The sequence below is a fragment of the Flavobacterium antarcticum DSM 19726 genome, assembly GCF_000419685.1.
Lineage (GTDB): Bacteria > Bacteroidota > Bacteroidia > Flavobacteriales > Flavobacteriaceae > Flavobacterium > Flavobacterium antarcticum.
The window spans coordinates 23,105-39,057 of sequence record NZ_ATTM01000003.1 but is presented as its reverse complement, the minus strand read 5'-3'; the positions used below and the strand labels follow the sequence as shown (position 1 = coordinate 39,057).

The following is a 15,953-nucleotide window of genomic DNA, read 5'->3' as shown; positions in this document are numbered from 1 at the left end:
TAACAAATCAACAAACAGAAGTTATAATTTACCCCAAATTCGCTAATTTTAGAGATTTGGGCAATCCGTAAAAACGGCGGGCTATCCGTTCTAATCTTTTTATTCTTAAAGAAAGAATAAAAAGGATTTCCACTACTATCCCTATTGCAATTTAGTGGAATTACATCTTCAAATAAAAATCCTTCGTCAAAGCAATATACTCAGGAGTATAAACATGCCTTGCGGTTTCAATAACCAACTCGTCCACTTCAATTTCTAAAGTTTCAAACCTTTTAAAAGCCAATAAACTTCTTTTGATTTCCGAAGTTGGAGTTCCTTTTACACGGGTAATTTTCATTGGATATAACTCAAATTCTTTGGCAAGAGCTAAAAAACTTTCTTCTTCTTTGAACGGAATAATAACTGAAAAAATACCATTTTCAGAAAGCAATAAATCGGCGGCTTCAACCAACATTTCGAAAGGCATTGCGTCTTCAAATCGAGCTAAATCTCTTTGAGTATCTTCCGTTTTGTAATTTTCCGTATAAAAAGGTGGATTTGAAATAATTAAATCATATTCATCTTCTGGTTCTTCAATTAACTCATCTAAACCAGCATGAAAACAAAATAAGCGATCACTCCAAGGTGAGTTTTCAAAGTTTTCAGTAGCTTGTTCGTAAGCTTCTTCATCGATTTCTAATGCGTCAATTTGTTCAGCACTTGACCTTTGTGCCAACATCAAACCGATAATTCCTGTTCCGGTTCCAATGTCTAAAACACTAAATGCATTTGAAGGGATTGGACTCCAAGCACCAAGTAAAACGCCGTCAGTTCCAATTTTCATTGCAGTGAGGTCTTGTTCTACTGAAAATTGTTTGAATTTAAATGACATTGCATTACATTTTTTAAGGAAGAATATATAATGTGGATTTTACATTTTTCAAAACTGAAAACTTTGCCTGAAAACTGAAAACTTTCTTAAAGATACATTTCAATAAGTCCTTCTGGTAAATCCATAATAACCTTTTTGTTTTCTCGATCAATTTTCACAAGGAAATGATCAATCATAGGAATTAGAATTTCGACACCATCATTCAAAACTTCAAAAAGAGGTTGAGCAGAACTGTCGTTAATCGACTGAATTTCTCCAACAATTCCCAATCGTTTATCTTCCACTTCAAAGCCAATAACTTCATGAAAGTAGAATTTGTTACCCGAAAGTTTAGGCAACATTTTTAAAGGAAGATATACATGATTGCCTAATAAAGCATCTGCTTCTTCCTCGTTTTTTACGTCTTCAAAACGAACGCGTAGAAAATCATTCTTATGCAGCGAACTGTATTCAATAAAAAAAGGAACCAAATGTTTGCCGCATTCGACAAACATTGATTCCAAATTTTCGTATAACTCGGGTTCATCCGTATCTAAATAGACAAGAACTTCTCCTTTAAAGCTAAATTTTTTCGCGATTTTACCTAAATAGAAACAATCTTCTTTACGCATGATCGCTAGTAAATTATGCTTGAGTTTCTTCGTTGTTTTCTTCTGTTGCTGTTTCTTCTGAAGCAACTTCTGCTTCAGCGTTTTCAGCTTCAGATGCAGCAATTGCATCAGCGTCTGCTTTTTTAGCAGCAGCAACACGGTCCGCATTTACTTTCTTTTCAGCTTCAATCGCTTTCGCTTTTGCATCTGCTTTAGAAGTAGATAAACCGTCTTTTTTAGCAACAACTTTGCTGTCTTTAGCTTCTAACCAAGTCGCTAATTTTGCGTCAGCTTGTTCTTGAGTCAGAGCTCCTTTACGAATACCTCCATCAAGGTGGTGTTTCAATAAAGCACCTTTGTAAGAAAGAATTGCTTTTGCAGTATCAGTTGGTTGAGCACCATTGTGCAACCATCTAACAGCGCTTTCTACATCTAATTCAATAGTTGCAGGGTTAGTGTTTGGATTGTAAGTACCGATTTTCTCTAAGTATTTACCATCTCTTTTTGAACGAGCATCAGCTGCTACAACCCAGTAAAAAGGCTTTCCTTTTTTACCGTGTCTTTGTAATCTAATTTTTACAGACATAATCTAAGATTAAATTTTGAGGTTCTCGACCTCGATTAATTAAGGGTGCAAATATACATATTTTTTCAATTCAGGAGACTTTATCGCTGATTTTTAATTTATTGGTAATTATTAATTTCACCAAGCTGGTAAAATTTGTTATTTATAGGTGCTCCCTTTTATTTTATTATAAAATATTTAGCATATTTCGTTTTAAAAACTATTTTTGTAATCTATAATATAGAGTCCCAATTAATAAAAGGAATATTTAAATGAAAAAAATTGTCGCGTTATTAATGATTGTAAGCGTTTTAGCTTCATGTGAAGAAGATGTAAGTTTTAACAGTCCCGCTTTTCAAGCACGAAAAGATAATTTTATGTGGAGAGCTTCAGATTACAATGCTGTTTACAGAGCTTCAGATAGTACATTAGTTTTATCAGGCTTTCAAGGTTTTGAAAAAGTAATCATGACTGCTTATCCCGTTTTGATTTCTGGAGACGGAACTGCTGCATTTTTTCAAGATACTACATTTGATTTAAGTAATAATCCAAATGCAATTGCTACTTATTCCAGTGTGAATAATGGTCAGACCTTACTGTATTCAACAGATGTTGAAGATCAAGCAAATGGTAAATTAACACTTGCGAATGATCCTATTCAGAAACCAGGAACTATTTCAGGAACATTTCGTTTTGACGCTCCTTATATAGGTGAAATTCCCAACGTTGCTGAAAGAGTAAATTTTCAAAATGGTGAATTTCATGAAATTCCGATCTTTTTTGCTCCGGCATTATAAATAAAATGCTAAGCCATTCTTAAATAGAGTGGCTTTTTTTTATATTAATTATAAATTTGTTGGCATATGAAAACTCCAGAAATTCCTTCAAACGAAACATTACGGCTAAAAGCTTTAAAAGAATATTCCATTTTGGATACACTTCCAGAAAAGGAATACGACGACATCACGCAACTCGCTTCGCAAATCTGCGGTACGTCTATTTCATCGATCAGTTTAATTGACGAAAAGCGACAGTGGTTTAAATCCAAAGTAGGTTTAGATGTAAATGAAACAGATAAAGGAATTTCATTTTGTGGACATGCCATAATGGAGCCTAATAAAATTTTCACTATCAAAGATTCTCGTTTAGACGAGCGGTTTCAAGACAATCCATTGGTTGTGGGTGAGCCGCATGTTATTTTTTATACAGGTGTGCCTTTAGTAAGTCCAGAAGGTTTTGCGCTTGGAACGCTTTGCGTGATTGACGATAAACCAAAAGAACTGGATAGCGAACAATTGAGTTCGTTAAAAGCACTTTCAAATCAAGTGGTAAGTTTGTTTGAACTTCGTAAAAGTAAAATGCTTTTGGAGCGCCTTACCAATGATTTGGAAAACAGAAATAGAGAATTAGAGAAATTCGCAAGAGTTGCCGCTCACGATATTAAATCACCGCTGAACAATATATCCAGTCTTACAGAGATTTTACTCCATCAATATTCGGCAGAATTAGATGATGAAGCAAAAATGATGATGACAATGTTAGATACTTCTTCACAAACGCTCCGAGAATTAGTGGACGGAATTTTAGAACACAGTAAAAGTGATCATATTTTGACCGAAAATCGCAGTGTGTTTAATTTGGATAAGTTGGTTAAGCAGTGTATTGAATTATTAGATAATAGAGGGGAATATCATTTTGTTAAAGATTTTGAAAATGCCTTAATTGCAGTAAATAAAGTAGCGCTACAACAGATTTTACTAAATTTGATGGGCAATGCAATTAAGTACAATAAGAAGCCTCAAGTTGAAATTACAATTAAATTTTCAGAAGACGATCAGTACTACACCTTTGCCGTTAGCGACAATGGAATGGGTATTGCTGCTAAAAATTTAGAGAAAATTTTCGATATTTTTGAAGTAGTATCTAATGAAGATCGCTTTGGGAAAAAAGGTACTGGAATCGGACTTTCTACGGTTAAAAAACTTGTGGAAGGACTGGGAGGTAAAATTCAAGTATTTTCTGTTTTAGGGGAAGGAACTACTTTTAAATTTACAATTGCAAAGCAGGATTTTATCTAAAACAATCCTTGAATTTTCCTAATGTATTCACAAATATTTAAATACATTTTAAAATGAAAATAAAATAGATTACATTTGTTTGAATTATAATAATAGTACATATGAATATTTTCGTAGGAAGTCTTCCTTTCAGCATTGAGGAAGCAGATTTAAGAGAGTCTTTCGAGGCTTATGGAGCTGTAGATTCAGTAAAAATTATTACTGATAAATTTACTGGAAGAAGTAAAGGATTTGGTTTTGTTGAAATGCCAAATGATGACGACGCACAAAAAGCGATTGACGAATTGAACGGAGCTACTGTTCAAGGACGTGCAATTGTAGTAAATAAATCAGAACCAAAACCAGAAGGAGAAAGAAGAAGCTTCAATGGTGGTGGAAACCGCGGTGGCGGTGGAGGTCAAGGTGGTTACAGAGGTGGAAACGATCGCAATTCTGGCGGTGGTGGATACGGAGGTAACAGCCGTGGCGGAGATAACCGTAGTGGTGGAGACAGAGGAGGTTACTAAACCAATCTTTTTTCAACATATCGGACGAAAATAGAATAATGTACTTTTAGTAGATGTAACTGTTTTTATCAAATATATAAAGAACCATTTTAAGATTGATTTTTCAATTTTGAAATGGTTTTTTGTTGTTGATAACTTCCCATTTGATTTGAGTAAAAAAGCTGTAATTTTGAATTCTTCGCTTCACTCCAAAAGCGAAAATTAAACTACTAAAAATCAGCTATGTACTTAATCTTTGATACGGAAACTACCGGATTGCCTAAACGTTGGGACGCTCCAATTACCGATTCAGATAACTGGCCTCGGTGTATTCAGATCGCGTGGCAATTACACGATGATTTGGGTCAACTCATCGAACATCAAGATTATTTAGTAAAACCGGAAGGTTTTAATATTCCTTATGACGCTGAACGAATTCACGGAATATCCACAGAATTAGCCGAAGCGCAAGGAGCAACATTAGCTGAAGTTTTAGCAAAATTCAATATTGCATTATCGAAAACCAAATTTATTGTTGGTCAGAATTTAGGTTTTGACATCAATATTATGGGAGCTGAATTTCACCGAATGGGTGTTGATTCTCAAATGAGTTCGATGAAAATCTTAGATACCTGTACGGAAGTTACCGCATCTTTATTAAAACTGTCTGGAGGTCGAGGTGGAAGATTTAAATTGCCAACCTTAACCGAATTACATCAATATTTATTCAACAAGCCATTTTCGGAAGCTCACAATGCAACTGCCGATGTGGAAGCAACGACGCGTTGTTTCTTCGAATTGATTCGACGTGAAATTTTCACAAAAGAAGAATTAGATGTTCCGCTTTCCTATTTCAAAGAATTTCAGGAACGGAACAATCAGGAAATTCCGCTAATTGGCTTAAAACACATAAACCTTAAAGTTGCTTCGGATAAAATTCGTCAGCAACTGCAAGCTTTAGAATCGGGTGGAACTAAGATTACAGTTTCTGAATCTGCTAAAAAAGATTTAAAAGAAGCGCGATTTGCACACTTGCACAATCACACGCAATTTTCCGTTTTGCAATCGACTATTGGAATTCCAAATATGGTTTCGGCTGCAGCCAAATTTAAAATGCCCGCCGTTGCGATGACGGATACGGGAAACATGATGGGTGCTTTTCACTTTGTGAGTGCCGTTATGAATCACAATAAAGGAGCAAAATCTAAAATTGAAGCTTCCATTGCAGCAGGTGAAGAACCAACAGATATTGAAATTAAGCCTATTGTAGGTTGTGAATTTAATGTCTGCGAAAATCACGAAGACAAGTCCAAGAAAGACAATGGATATCAGATTGTTTTATTGGCTAAAAACAAAAAAGGCTATCATAATTTAGTAAAAATGTCTTCTTTGGCTTTTACCAAAGGATTTTATTATGTGCCAAGAATTGACCGAAAAATCATTGAGCAATACAAAGAAGACATTATGGTTTTGTCTGGAAATTTGTACGGCGAAATTTCAAGTAAAATATTAAACGTTGGTGAAAACCAAGCTGAAGACGCAGTTATTTGGTGGAAACAGCAATTTGGAGAAGATTTCTATCTTGAAATTATGCGCCACAGCCAAGAAGATGAAAATCGGGTAAATAAAACGTTGATTGAATTTTCAAAAAAGCACGATGTAAAACTTGTTGCGACAAACAATACCTTTTACTTAAATAAAGAAGATGCGAATGCCCACGATATTTTATTGTGTGTAAAAGATGGTGAGAAACAAGCAACGCCAATTGGTCGTGGACGAGGTTATCGTTACGGTTTGCCAAATCAAGAATACTATTTCAAATCGGAAGACGAGATGAAAAAGTTGTTTTCTGATTTGCCCGAAGCGATTATCAACATCCAAGAAATTGTAGATAAAGTTGAAATTTACTCACTTTACCGAGATGTTTTACTTCCAAAATATGATATTCCTCAAGAATTTGTTGTTGCAGAAGATGAAGCGGACGGCGGCGTTAGAGGAGAAAATGCATATTTGCGTCACCTGACAATGGTTGGCGCCCAAAAAAGATACGGAACAATTACTCCAGAAATTCAAGAACGATTAGATTTTGAATTGCTTACCATTTCGAATTCTGGTTATCCTGGGTATTTCTTGATTGTTCAGGATTTCATTGCCGAAGCAAGAAGAATGGATGTGTCTGTTGGCCCAGGTCGTGGTTCTGCAGCAGGTTCAGCGGTGGCATATTGCTTATGGATTACAAATATTGACCCGATTAAATACGATTTGCTTTTTGAGCGTTTCTTAAATCCCGACCGTGTGTCGATGCCCGATATTGATATCGATTTTGATGATGAAGGTCGAGGTCGCGTAATGGATTATGTAATTAATAAATACGGTCAGAAACAAGTTGCTCAAATTATTACTTATGGTAAGATGGCAACAAAATCAGCCATTCGTGATACGGCTCGAGTGCTTGATTTACCACTTTTTGAAGCGGATAGAATTGCGAAGTTAATTCCAGCAATGATGCCGTCAAAATGGAACCTTGCACGTTTTATTTCGGAGAAAGAAGAAGACGTCAAGAAAGCTTTACGCTCGGATGAATTTGAAGGAATAAAAGAATTAATTGCGATTGCGAATGAGGGAGATTTAGCAGGAGAAACCATTCAACAAGCTAAAATTTTGGAAGGTTCTATGCGAAATACAGGAATTCACGCCTGTGGAGTTATCATTACTCCTTCGGATATTACAAACTTCGTTCCCGTGACACTTGCAAAGGATTCTGAATTATTTGTAACTCAATTTGACAACTCCGTTGCAGAAAGTGCGGGGTTATTAAAAATGGACTTCTTGGGTTTGAAAACCCTTACTTTAATTAAAGACACAGTCAAATTAGTCAAGTATAGAAATAATATTGACCTGAATCCGGATGAATTTCCAATTGACGATAAAGAAACCTACGAACTCTTTCAACGTGGAGAAACAGTAGGAATCTTTCAATATGAATCGCCCGGAATGCAGAAATACATGAAGGATTTGAAACCAACCGTTTTTGGCGATTTAATTGCCATGAACGCGTTGTATCGTCCGGGTCCTATTGAATATATTCCGTCTTTCGTTCGGAGAAAAAACGGCGAAGAAGAGATTAAGTACGATTTAGATGCTTGTGAAGAATACCTTGGGGAAACCTACGGAATTACGGTTTATCAAGAGCAAGTAATGCTTTTGTCCCAATCGTTAGCTGGATTCTCAAAAGGTGACGCCGACGTTTTGCGTAAAGCAATGGGTAAAAAGCAGAAAGACGTTTTGGATAAAATGAAGCCTAAATTCGTCGAACAAGCTTCAGCAAAAGGCCACGATGCGAAAATTTTAGAGAAAATTTGGAAAGACTGGGAAGCGTTTGCAAGTTACGCGTTTAACAAGTCACACTCGACTTGTTATGCTTGGATTGCGTATCAAACGGCGTATTTAAAAGCACATTTCCCGGCAGAATATATGGCTGCGGTTTTGTCAAATAACATGAACGACATTAAGCAAGTTTCCTTCTTTATGGAAGAATGTAAGCGAATGGGATTGAACGTTCTCGGACCTTGCGTGAACGAATCGTATTATAAATTCACTGTAAATAATGATTACGCAGTTCGTTTCGGAATGGGTGCGATTAAAGGTGTGGGTTCTGGTGCAGTTCAAACCATTATCGACACCAGGAAAGATGGAAAATACAAATCGATTTTTGATTTAGCGAAACGAATTGATCTTCGCGCTGCAAATAAAAAAGCAATTGAAAACCTAGCATTAGCAGGCGGTTTTGACACTTTCGAAGGAACAACGAGAGCTCAATATTTTCATCACGATGACGGTGATAATGTAACTTTTTACGAAAAAGCAATTCGTTACGGAGCTAAATTTCAAGAGAATGAAAACTCGTCTCAAGTAAGTTTATTTGGCGAAGCAAGCGATGTTCAAATTGCCGAACCAATCGTTCCTCCTTGTGAAGATTGGAGTACAATGGAGAAATTGGCCAAAGAAAAAGAGGTTGTTGGAATTTATATTTCTGGTCATCCATTAGATGATTTTAGATTTGAAATGAAATATTTCTGTAACTCAAATTTGGATGCTTTGCGAAATTTGGACCAGCATTTAGGCAAGAGTTTGACTTTTGCGGGAATTATAAATAACGTGCAACACCGCGTTGCAAAAAACGGGAAAGGTTGGGCGTCCTTCAATTTAGAAGGTTACGATGAAAGTTTTGAATTCAAAATCTTCGGTGAAGATTACTTGAAATTCCGACATTTCTTAATTCAAAACAACTTTACCTATCTAAAAGTACTGGTAAAAGAAGGTTGGATTAATAAGGAAACAGGCAAGAAGTCCGAGCCGCGAATCCAATTCACAGAAGCAAAACAATTGCAAGATGTCTTGACGAATTTTTCCAAGAAAATCATCATTGATTTAGATATTAAAAAATTGAAACCTGAATTAATTGAAAATCTAACTACTGTTTTTAAAGAGCACCAAGGCGACCATCAAGTCAGTTTCGAAATTTTAGAAACCGAAACAGCATTAGTTAAAAAGAATATTTCAACAGCTCCAATTGCAGTTTCTGACGATGAAAATGAGGTAGAAGACGTATTAGAATTAGAAAATGACGAAGAAACTGAAGCGGAAGTTCCAATTGATATTTCGACTGAAATTGAGGAAATTCGAGTACTCACAAAGCTTTCAATGAATAGTAGAAAACTAAAAGTCAACATTTGTCACGAACTTTTGGAACAACTTGAAAAGTTCGACTTATCGTTCCGACTCAATTAGCAGCATCAATTTTAACAATTCGCAAATAGCCAAAACTAATTTAAAACGGTTTTAATACTCAAATAAATGATGTAAATTTGTCTATTAATAAACTAAAAAAAAATTATGGCTTTAACAATAACAGATGCGAACTTCGAAGAAGTAGTATTGAAATCAGACAAACCAGTAGTAGTAGATTTTTGGGCAGCTTGGTGCGGACCATGTAAAATGCTTGGACCAGTTATCGACGAAGTTTCTACTGATTACGAAGGAAAAGCAGTAGTAGCAAAAATCGATGTTGACGCTAACCAAGAGTTTGCTGCAAAATACGGTGTAAGAAATATTCCAACTGTTTTGGTATTCCATAACGGTGAAGTAGTAGGTCGTCAAGTGGGCGTTTCTCCTAAAAAAGCATACACGGATGCAATCGATGCACTTTTGTAAATCGAGCATTTCAATATAAATTAAGGTTTGGCAATAGTCAAACCTTTTTTTTTGGAGCGAATGGCTTGGGCTTTTTCAGGTTTCCATTTTCCCGTCTTCCTTCCACATCTTTTTTATTACCGCTGGCTATCGCCACCACTAATAAAAAAAGGATGTTCGCTCCAGCCGCGGCTAGTTAGGTTTTTACAGCACTTTTGGAATCTTCTTCAAAATCTACAATCTTTTCAATATCTTTGATTCGAGCCAATCTGGCAAACACACGAAGAAAAGATGAACATTGAATCACAATTCGAAAATATCGCAAGGTTTCAACACCTTGAACTTTTGGCAAATCAAGTTGTAGAAGGTTTCATTTCTGGAATGCACAAAAGCCCGTTTCATGGTTTTTCAGCAGAATTTGCCGAACATAAAACCTACAATGCCGGCGAAAGCACCAAACACATTGATTGGAAATTATTCGCAAAAACCGACCGTTTGTACACAAAGCGTTACGAGGAAGAAACCAATTTACGTTGTCATCTTATTATAGACAATTCTTCGTCGATGCAATATCCCGTTTTGAAATCTGACGAACCTTTTTATAAAAGTAAAATTGGCTTTTCAGTTTTGGCATCAGCCGTATTAATGAATTTGCTTAAAAAACAACGCGACGCCGTTGGTTTGAGTATTTATTCCGACACCTACGAATATTATGCACCAGAAAAAGGAAGCGACCGCCACCACCGAATGTTGCTGAACCAACTAGAAAACTTAATTGAAAATAAAAAAGAAACCAAACATACCGACACTGTAACTTTCCTGCATCAAATTGCCGAAAAGATACACCGTCGCTCGATGATTGTACTTTTTACGGATATGTTTCAAAACGGCAACGAAGAAGCGCTTTTTAACGCTTTACAGCATTTAAAACACAACAAGCACAAAGTGGTTTTGTTTCACGTAATCGACGAGCAAACTGAGGTCAACTTCGATTTTGATAACGGTCCAAGGAAGTTCATTGACGTAGAAACAAATGAGGAAGTCAACATTTTTGCGGATAATATTAAGGAATTATACGAGAAAGAGGTGCAAGCGTACTTCAAGAAGATAGAAATGATTTGCATGCAGAACCGGATCAGATACGTTCCGGTGAATGTTGGCGATAATTTCGAAAAAATTTTAACCACCTATTTAATTGAGAAACAATCTTTTGCTTGATTTCATTGAAGAAAGTTGAAATTATTTTTCAAAAAGGCTTGCAGAACTCAAAATGTGTTGTATATTTGCAACCGCAATAGAGCAGAGGTTTGGTAGTTCAGTTGGTTAGAATACATGCCTGTCACGCATGGGGTCGCGGGTTCGAGTCCCGTCCAGACCGCTAGATTGGGAAAAGCACTTCAGAGATGAGGTGCTTTTTTGCCCAATAAAAGCATCGAAAATAGTTGTGTTGTTTTACCCGAAAGGGTAGGTTTAGTAGTTAGACCGATGAAAAGCTTTCCACTTTGTGGATGGCTTTTTTGTTTTTAGGGCAGTTTTTACTTTAAAAAAGACTTGCTTCTCACTTATAATTTCCTTTCAAATTATAATAATTAAAAGTTGATCTCCTACAGAGGCAACACAATCAATGTTTTGGGAAAATAGTTCTATTTCTAATTTACAAATAATTCCAAATTGTGGATATCTATTTCTACAAACCTCACTTTTTACTTTCTTTAAAATCTATCTTTGACTTCCTAAAAAATAAATGATTATGAGTGCAATTTGGTACGAATGCAAAGTAAAATATAGAAAAACAGACGAAACGGGAATCCAAAAAGTTGTAACGGAAGCGTATCTTGTTGATGCTGTTTCGTATACAGAAGCAGAAAGTAGAATCAACGAAGAAATGTCGGCGTACATTAGTGAAGAGTTTAAAATCACGACTATTAAAGTAGCGAGTTTTGCTGAAATTCATCCTTTTGAAAATTCGGACCGTTGGTTTAAATCCAAAATCGCTTTAGTAGCGTATGATGAAGAAAGTGGGAAGGAACGCAAAACAAATATTCACATTTTGCTTCAAGCGAATGATATTAAGGAAGCATTCGACAATACCGTTGAAGTGATGAAAAACACAATGGGAGATTATACAATTCCGATGATTATGGAATCGCCTATTATGGATGTTTTTCCTTATTTCAGTGGTGAAGAAGGCGATTTAGAACAAGTAGAACGTTTCAACGCAACGAAAGCTTCGAAACCTTCAGTAGTTGCTGCAGGCGAAAGCGATGAAGATTTAATTGAAGTTGAAGAACAAGAATTGGCTGACACCATTTAAGATATTGAATTTTGTAAAATATAATAATACCGCTAAACTACTTTTTCAATAAGGTAATTTAGCGGGATTTTTAATTAGTAATTTTGGTAATTTTTCCAAAAGAGATAGATAAAAATTCCCAAATAAATAAGGCTAATCATTACGCTAATAAATGTCGATGCGAGAAAACCTAAAAACGCACCGAAAGCGGCTTTTAATGCGCCTTTTGGATTGTTGTAGTTGTTGATCAGTTCACCAACAAAAGCGCCAATGAAAGGACCGAAAATAACGCCAAAAGGAATTGGAATTAGTAAACCAACAACGATTCCAATATTGGTTCCCCAAATGCCATATTTGCTTCCGCCAAAATGCTTTGTCCCTTTCGCCGGAATGTAATATTCTAGAAAAGTTACGACAATTACGATTAGTCCGGTAACTGATAGAAGCCAATAATTTAGCGAAACGGCGGAAGTCAAACTTATTAAAAGTAAGCCAACCCAACTCAACGGAGTTCCCGGTAAAACAGGAAGAAAACTGCCGATAATTCCGACAATTATACAAATCAAACCAATCGATAATAAGACGTAATCCATAAAAATTAATTTTAGTACATTTGGGAATTATAAACGGCTTTGGCACACATGCAATTTAAACAAATAATCGCTTTTATTCTCATACTGATTTGCGGAACTTCCTGCGATTATTTTCGCAAGCCTGTTCCGTCAAAAGAGATTTTGCTGCAAGAAGAATTAAAATCCATTGATTGGAATCAAGTCGACCAATATCCGTCTATTGTGGAGTGTGAAAACATCGAAGATAAAACGCAGCGCCAACAATGCTTCTTTGAATATTTAACTTCGCTAATCCAACAAAAATTAAGTCAAGACACTTTGCCGTTTCCGGGAATTGACATCGATACGATTACCGTAAAAGTGACTGTTTTTCCCGATGCGACAATTGATTTCGAACCGCAATTTCCGAAAGATTCGGTGGTTTACGACAAGATTAAAATCGACAGCTTACTTACTGAAAAGTTGAAAGATTTTCCTAGAATTAATCCCGCTTTGAAACGCGGAATTCCGGTGAAAACGCAGTTTATCCTTCCGGTGATTTTGAAACAAGAATAATTTAATTCATTCTCCCTTTCCACTCATATTTTCCCCAAAACGAAAGCAAAGCAACTCCCACACTAAAAAAAGGATAAAGTAAGGTACTCAATAAGTAATACCGAATCTGTCGTGGTTGAATGAATTTTCCTGTTTGGTATTGCAAAACAAAATCGACACTGATTTTTATGCCAAATAATAAATACCAATCCCAAAAAGGAATTATTCCGAAGAGACAGAAGATGAATCCAAAGACAATGGATAGATTTCCCAAGAAAACCGATAACGCTAAAATTTTCGCGAACACAGTTTTGTAAGCAGTCGCTTTTGAAGCCCAACGAATCCGTTGATGCATTAATGATTTCAAAGTAAAACACGGATCCGTCAAAACTAAATAATCATGACTTTTTAAATATCCTATTTTTGAAATTCCAAAATCCTTCGAATACAACGCTTTTTGCAACAGAAAAACATCGTCACCACTTGCAATGTGATTCGAATCTTCAAAGCCATTCAACGTTTGAAATAAGTTTTTGCTGTAAGCGAAATTAGCACCATTACACATAAAAGGTTGAGCAATTCCAAAACTTCCAATAGTTGCACCTTGAAGACTTACCATTTCTAATAACTGAAAATGGTGCAGAAAATCTTCGTTCGTTTGATAACTTACGACTCCAACAACCATTTCAACTTCATTTTCTCTTATAAAAGAATCTAATGTTTTGAGCCAATTTTCAGGAACCAAACAATCGGCGTCTGTTGTAATAATCCAAGAGTATTTTGCTTCATGAATTGCTGTTTCAATTGCGTCTTTCTTTGGTGAATTCGACTTACGAATATTTTGTAAAACGGTATAATCAAAATTATAATTGGCAATTTGAAATCCATCATTAGAAGCATCATCTACTAAAATAACTTCAAATAAATCAGTTGGATAATTCAATTCAGAAATGGAATTCAGTAATTCAGGCAAAAATTTAGCCTCATTTCTAAAAGGAACAATTACCGTAAATTTTGTTTGTGGACTTTGATATTCAGTTGTGAAATAAGGAACTTTCTTAATTCCTTTTGCCAGAAGCAAAATAAAAAAAGCATAGACAGTCATGATGAAAAATAAAACAATACTGTAAATCATAATTCTTATTTTAAGGAATTTCGGTCTTCTGCAGTCGAGGTTTGAATCGGAACACGTAAATACTTCCAATCAAAACGGGCAAAACAATATTCAAAAACCACATCAACATGCTGATAAAAACCACGATCCATTCGTTAATGCCCAAAAGTCCAAAAAAGCAAACAGCGACGCCACCTTTCACGGCAAAGTCAAAAAACTGAAACGTAGGTAAAGAAGACGCAATAAAGTAGGTTGCTGCAATCGTTCCCATCAACGTGAAATAAGGTAAATTCACATCAAAAGCTAAAAATAAAAAGTAATATTGATGCGAAAAAGTCAAGTAGCGTACTACGGCTAAAAAGATGTTTTTACGATGCATCTTCTTTGGTAACGCATTGATTTTTTGAAAAAACTGCGAAAGTGAATACCCTTTAATCGTGATTTTTTTCAATAAAAATAAAATCAGACTGATGCCAAAAACAACTCCAATTAAAATACCAACGTAAAGCCAATATCCTAAAATCAACAATCCAATAATTCCAAAAAGAATACTCAAAATCATTTGAATGCCGTTGCAAATCAAGTTCAGAAAAATAACTTCTCCCGCATCTTTTTTAGGGAAATAAAGTGCTTTCCCTGCATATTCTCCAATTCCGTTTGGTGTAAAAAGTCCAGCAGTTAAAGCCGCTAAAACTTGTTCAGTAGCTTTTGGCAAAGAAATGGATTGGAGTTTTTGTGCTAAATTCTGCCATTTCAAAATTTCTAAAAACCGGTTCAAGAAACTTAAGAAGAGAATAAAAGCAATTCCAAAAATCGACTTTTTCCGGTCTACTAATTCCAAAAACTGTTTCCAGTCCAGCTTTTCATTATTTACGAGTTGATTGTAAATAAAATATAAAGCACCGCCAACGATTAAAAGTTTCGCGAGAAACACGAGGAATTGTTTAGCTTTGTAAGGAATTGAAATCATTGCCGCAAAGGAACAAAAAATCCACAAACAATCTTGTAGGGTTTTGAAAACATTACGTTTTACTGAACACTCAAAAACTGAACACTGACCACTAAATGGCAAACGAACGCATCATATTAGGCATTGACCCTGGAACGACAATCATGGGTTTTGGACTCATCAAAGTCGTCAATAAAAAGATGGAATTTCTGCAATTGAACGAATTAATTCTGAACAAATACGACGACCACTATATGAAGTTGAAAGTCATATTTGAACGTACCATCGAATTAATTGACACACATCATCCCGACGAAATTGCGATTGAAGCGCCTTTTTTTGGTAAAAACGTGCAATCTATGTTGAAATTAGGAAGAGCCCAAGGTGTGGCAATGGCGGCGGGACTTTCACGTCAAATTCCAATTACAGAATACGAACCCAAGAAAATAAAAATGGCAATTACCGGAAACGGAAATGCGTCAAAAGAACAAGTAGCTAAAATGCTGCAGCAACTTTTAGGCTTAAAAACATTACCCAAAAATCTAGATTCAACGGATGGTTTAGCCGCTGCCGTTTGTCACTTTTTTAATAGTGGGAAAGTAGTTGGCGAGAAAAGTTATTCCGGATGGGATTCTTTTGTGAAACAGAACGAAGATAGAGTTAAGAAGTAGTGGCCAGTGGTCAGTTTTTGAGTGGTCAGTTAGGAAAA

15 protein-coding genes and 1 tRNA gene are annotated in these 15,953 nt (G+C 35.7%); 10 read left to right on the top strand and 6 right to left on the bottom strand.

Translation table 11 applies throughout. The annotated features are described in order from the left end of the window. Window positions 1-160: 160 nt before the first annotated feature. The 3 genes from YWA_RS0105455 to YWA_RS0105445 all read right to left on the bottom strand — a co-directional run bounded on the left by YWA_RS0105455 (window position 161) and on the right by YWA_RS0105445 (window position 2,047). Window positions 161-871: a tRNA1(Val) (adenine(37)-N6)-methyltransferase gene (locus YWA_RS0105455; RefSeq protein WP_022827487.1), complete on the bottom strand. Its 711-nt coding sequence runs from the start codon at window positions 869-871 to the stop codon at window positions 161-163. Between the two features lie 86 nt (window positions 872-957). Then, the gene (rimM, locus tag YWA_RS0105450; protein WP_022827486.1) at window positions 958-1,482 is read right to left on the bottom strand and encodes a ribosome maturation factor RimM; all 525 of its coding nucleotides are present in this window, start codon (window positions 1,480-1,482) and stop codon (window positions 958-960) included. A gap of 13 nt (window positions 1,483-1,495) precedes the next feature. Then, window positions 1,496-2,047: a 30S ribosomal protein S16 gene (locus YWA_RS0105445; protein ID WP_022827485.1), complete on the bottom strand. Its 552-nt coding sequence runs from the start codon at window positions 2,045-2,047 to the stop codon at window positions 1,496-1,498. A 251-nt stretch (window positions 2,048-2,298) separates the two neighbouring features. Here YWA_RS0105445 and YWA_RS0105440 point away from each other — a divergent pair, with 251 nt between their 5' ends. The 8 genes from YWA_RS0105440 (at window position 2,299) to YWA_RS0105400 (ending at window position 12,096) form a co-directional block, all read left to right on the top strand. Next, window positions 2,299-2,823 carry a DUF6252 family protein gene (locus YWA_RS0105440; RefSeq protein WP_157505306.1) on the top strand — a complete coding sequence of 175 codons (525 nt, stop codon included), beginning with the start codon at window positions 2,299-2,301 and terminating at the stop codon, window positions 2,821-2,823. A gap of 66 nt (window positions 2,824-2,889) precedes the next feature. Continuing rightward, window positions 2,890-4,104, top strand: a complete 1,215-nt coding sequence (locus YWA_RS0105435; protein WP_022827483.1) for a sensor histidine kinase — start codon at window positions 2,890-2,892, stop codon at window positions 4,102-4,104. A 101-nt stretch (window positions 4,105-4,205) separates the two neighbouring features. After that, on the top strand, window positions 4,206-4,610 hold the full coding sequence (locus YWA_RS0105430; RefSeq protein WP_022827482.1) for an RNA recognition motif domain-containing protein: 405 nt from the start codon (window positions 4,206-4,208) through the stop codon (window positions 4,608-4,610). A 222-nt stretch (window positions 4,611-4,832) separates the two neighbouring features. Continuing rightward, on the top strand, window positions 4,833-9,380 hold the full coding sequence (gene dnaE / locus YWA_RS0105425) for a DNA polymerase III subunit alpha (RefSeq protein ID WP_022827481.1): 4,548 nt from the start codon (window positions 4,833-4,835) through the stop codon (window positions 9,378-9,380). A 105-nt stretch (window positions 9,381-9,485) separates the two neighbouring features. Continuing rightward, window positions 9,486-9,803, top strand: a complete 318-nt coding sequence (gene trxA, locus YWA_RS0105420) for a thioredoxin (RefSeq protein WP_022827480.1) — start codon at window positions 9,486-9,488, stop codon at window positions 9,801-9,803. Between the two features lie 270 nt (window positions 9,804-10,073). Then, window positions 10,074-11,000, top strand: coding sequence for a DUF58 domain-containing protein (locus YWA_RS0105410; RefSeq protein WP_022827479.1), 927 nt, complete (start codon window positions 10,074-10,076; stop codon window positions 10,998-11,000). A gap of 86 nt (window positions 11,001-11,086) precedes the next feature. Next, window positions 11,087-11,160: transfer RNA gene (locus YWA_RS0105405), tRNA-Asp, on the top strand. A gap of 372 nt (window positions 11,161-11,532) precedes the next feature. Beyond that, window positions 11,533-12,096: a DUF4494 domain-containing protein gene (locus tag YWA_RS0105400; RefSeq protein WP_022827478.1), complete on the top strand. Its 564-nt coding sequence runs from the start codon at window positions 11,533-11,535 to the stop codon at window positions 12,094-12,096. Window positions 12,097-12,170: 74 nt separating this feature from the next. Here YWA_RS0105400 and YWA_RS0105395 read toward each other — a convergent pair whose 3' ends face one another. Next, a complete protein-coding gene (locus YWA_RS0105395) occupies window positions 12,171-12,668 on the bottom strand; it encodes a DUF456 domain-containing protein (RefSeq protein WP_022827477.1) in 498 nt (165 codons plus the stop codon). 48 nt (window positions 12,669-12,716) lie between these two features. On the opposite strand from YWA_RS0105395, the gene YWA_RS0105390 reads away from it, so the two are divergent. Continuing rightward, complete coding sequence (locus YWA_RS0105390) at window positions 12,717-13,202, top strand: hypothetical protein (RefSeq protein WP_022827476.1); 486 nt, start codon at window positions 12,717-12,719, stop codon at window positions 13,200-13,202. Window position 13,203: 1 nt separating this feature from the next. Here YWA_RS0105390 and YWA_RS0105385 read toward each other — a convergent pair whose 3' ends face one another. Both YWA_RS0105385 and YWA_RS0105380 read right to left on the bottom strand, forming a co-directional pair. Then, complete coding sequence (locus YWA_RS0105385; protein ID WP_022827475.1) at window positions 13,204-14,316, bottom strand: glycosyltransferase family 2 protein; 1,113 nt, start codon at window positions 14,314-14,316, stop codon at window positions 13,204-13,206. Between the two features lie 10 nt (window positions 14,317-14,326). After that, on the bottom strand, window positions 14,327-15,265 hold the full coding sequence (locus tag YWA_RS0105380; protein WP_022827474.1) for a lysylphosphatidylglycerol synthase transmembrane domain-containing protein: 939 nt from the start codon (window positions 15,263-15,265) through the stop codon (window positions 14,327-14,329). Window positions 15,266-15,360: 95 nt separating this feature from the next. Between YWA_RS0105380 and ruvC the strand changes: the two genes are divergently transcribed. Further along, a complete protein-coding gene (gene ruvC / locus YWA_RS0105375; protein WP_022827473.1) occupies window positions 15,361-15,915 on the top strand; it encodes a crossover junction endodeoxyribonuclease RuvC in 555 nt (184 codons plus the stop codon). Window positions 15,916-15,953 lie beyond the last annotated feature (38 nt).

Excerpts from the sequence above, each read along its gene's own strand:
- YWA_RS0105455 (WP_022827487.1), bottom strand. The coding sequence starts at position 871 with ATGTCATTTAAATTCAAACAATTTTCAGTAGAACAAGACCTCACTGCA.
- YWA_RS0105380 (WP_022827474.1), bottom strand. The coding sequence starts at position 15,265 with ATGATTTCAATTCCTTACAAAGCTAAACAATTCCTCGTGTTTCTCGCG.
- YWA_RS0105440 (WP_157505306.1), top strand. The coding sequence starts at position 2,299 with ATGAAAAAAATTGTCGCGTTATTAATGATTGTAAGCGTTTTAGCTTCA.
- YWA_RS0105400 (WP_022827478.1), top strand. The coding sequence starts at position 11,533 with ATGAGTGCAATTTGGTACGAATGCAAAGTAAAATATAGAAAAACAGAC.
- ruvC (WP_022827473.1), top strand. The coding sequence starts at position 15,361 with ATGGCAAACGAACGCATCATATTAGGCATTGACCCTGGAACGACAATC.
- YWA_RS0105435 (WP_022827483.1), top strand. The coding sequence starts at position 2,890 with ATGAAAACTCCAGAAATTCCTTCAAACGAAACATTACGGCTAAAAGCT.
- trxA (WP_022827480.1), top strand. The coding sequence starts at position 9,486 with ATGGCTTTAACAATAACAGATGCGAACTTCGAAGAAGTAGTATTGAAA.
- YWA_RS0105430 (WP_022827482.1), top strand. The coding sequence starts at position 4,206 with ATGAATATTTTCGTAGGAAGTCTTCCTTTCAGCATTGAGGAAGCAGAT.
- dnaE (WP_022827481.1), top strand. The coding sequence starts at position 4,833 with ATGTACTTAATCTTTGATACGGAAACTACCGGATTGCCTAAACGTTGG.
- YWA_RS0105395 (WP_022827477.1), bottom strand. The coding sequence starts at position 12,668 with ATGGATTACGTCTTATTATCGATTGGTTTGATTTGTATAATTGTCGGA.
- YWA_RS0105410 (WP_022827479.1), top strand. The coding sequence starts at position 10,074 with ATGAACATTGAATCACAATTCGAAAATATCGCAAGGTTTCAACACCTT.
- YWA_RS0105385 (WP_022827475.1), bottom strand. The coding sequence starts at position 14,316 with ATGATTTACAGTATTGTTTTATTTTTCATCATGACTGTCTATGCTTTT.
- rimM (WP_022827486.1), bottom strand. The coding sequence starts at position 1,482 with ATGCGTAAAGAAGATTGTTTCTATTTAGGTAAAATCGCGAAAAAATTT.
- YWA_RS0105390 (WP_022827476.1), top strand. The coding sequence starts at position 12,717 with ATGCAATTTAAACAAATAATCGCTTTTATTCTCATACTGATTTGCGGA.
- YWA_RS0105445 (WP_022827485.1), bottom strand. The coding sequence starts at position 2,047 with ATGTCTGTAAAAATTAGATTACAAAGACACGGTAAAAAAGGAAAGCCT.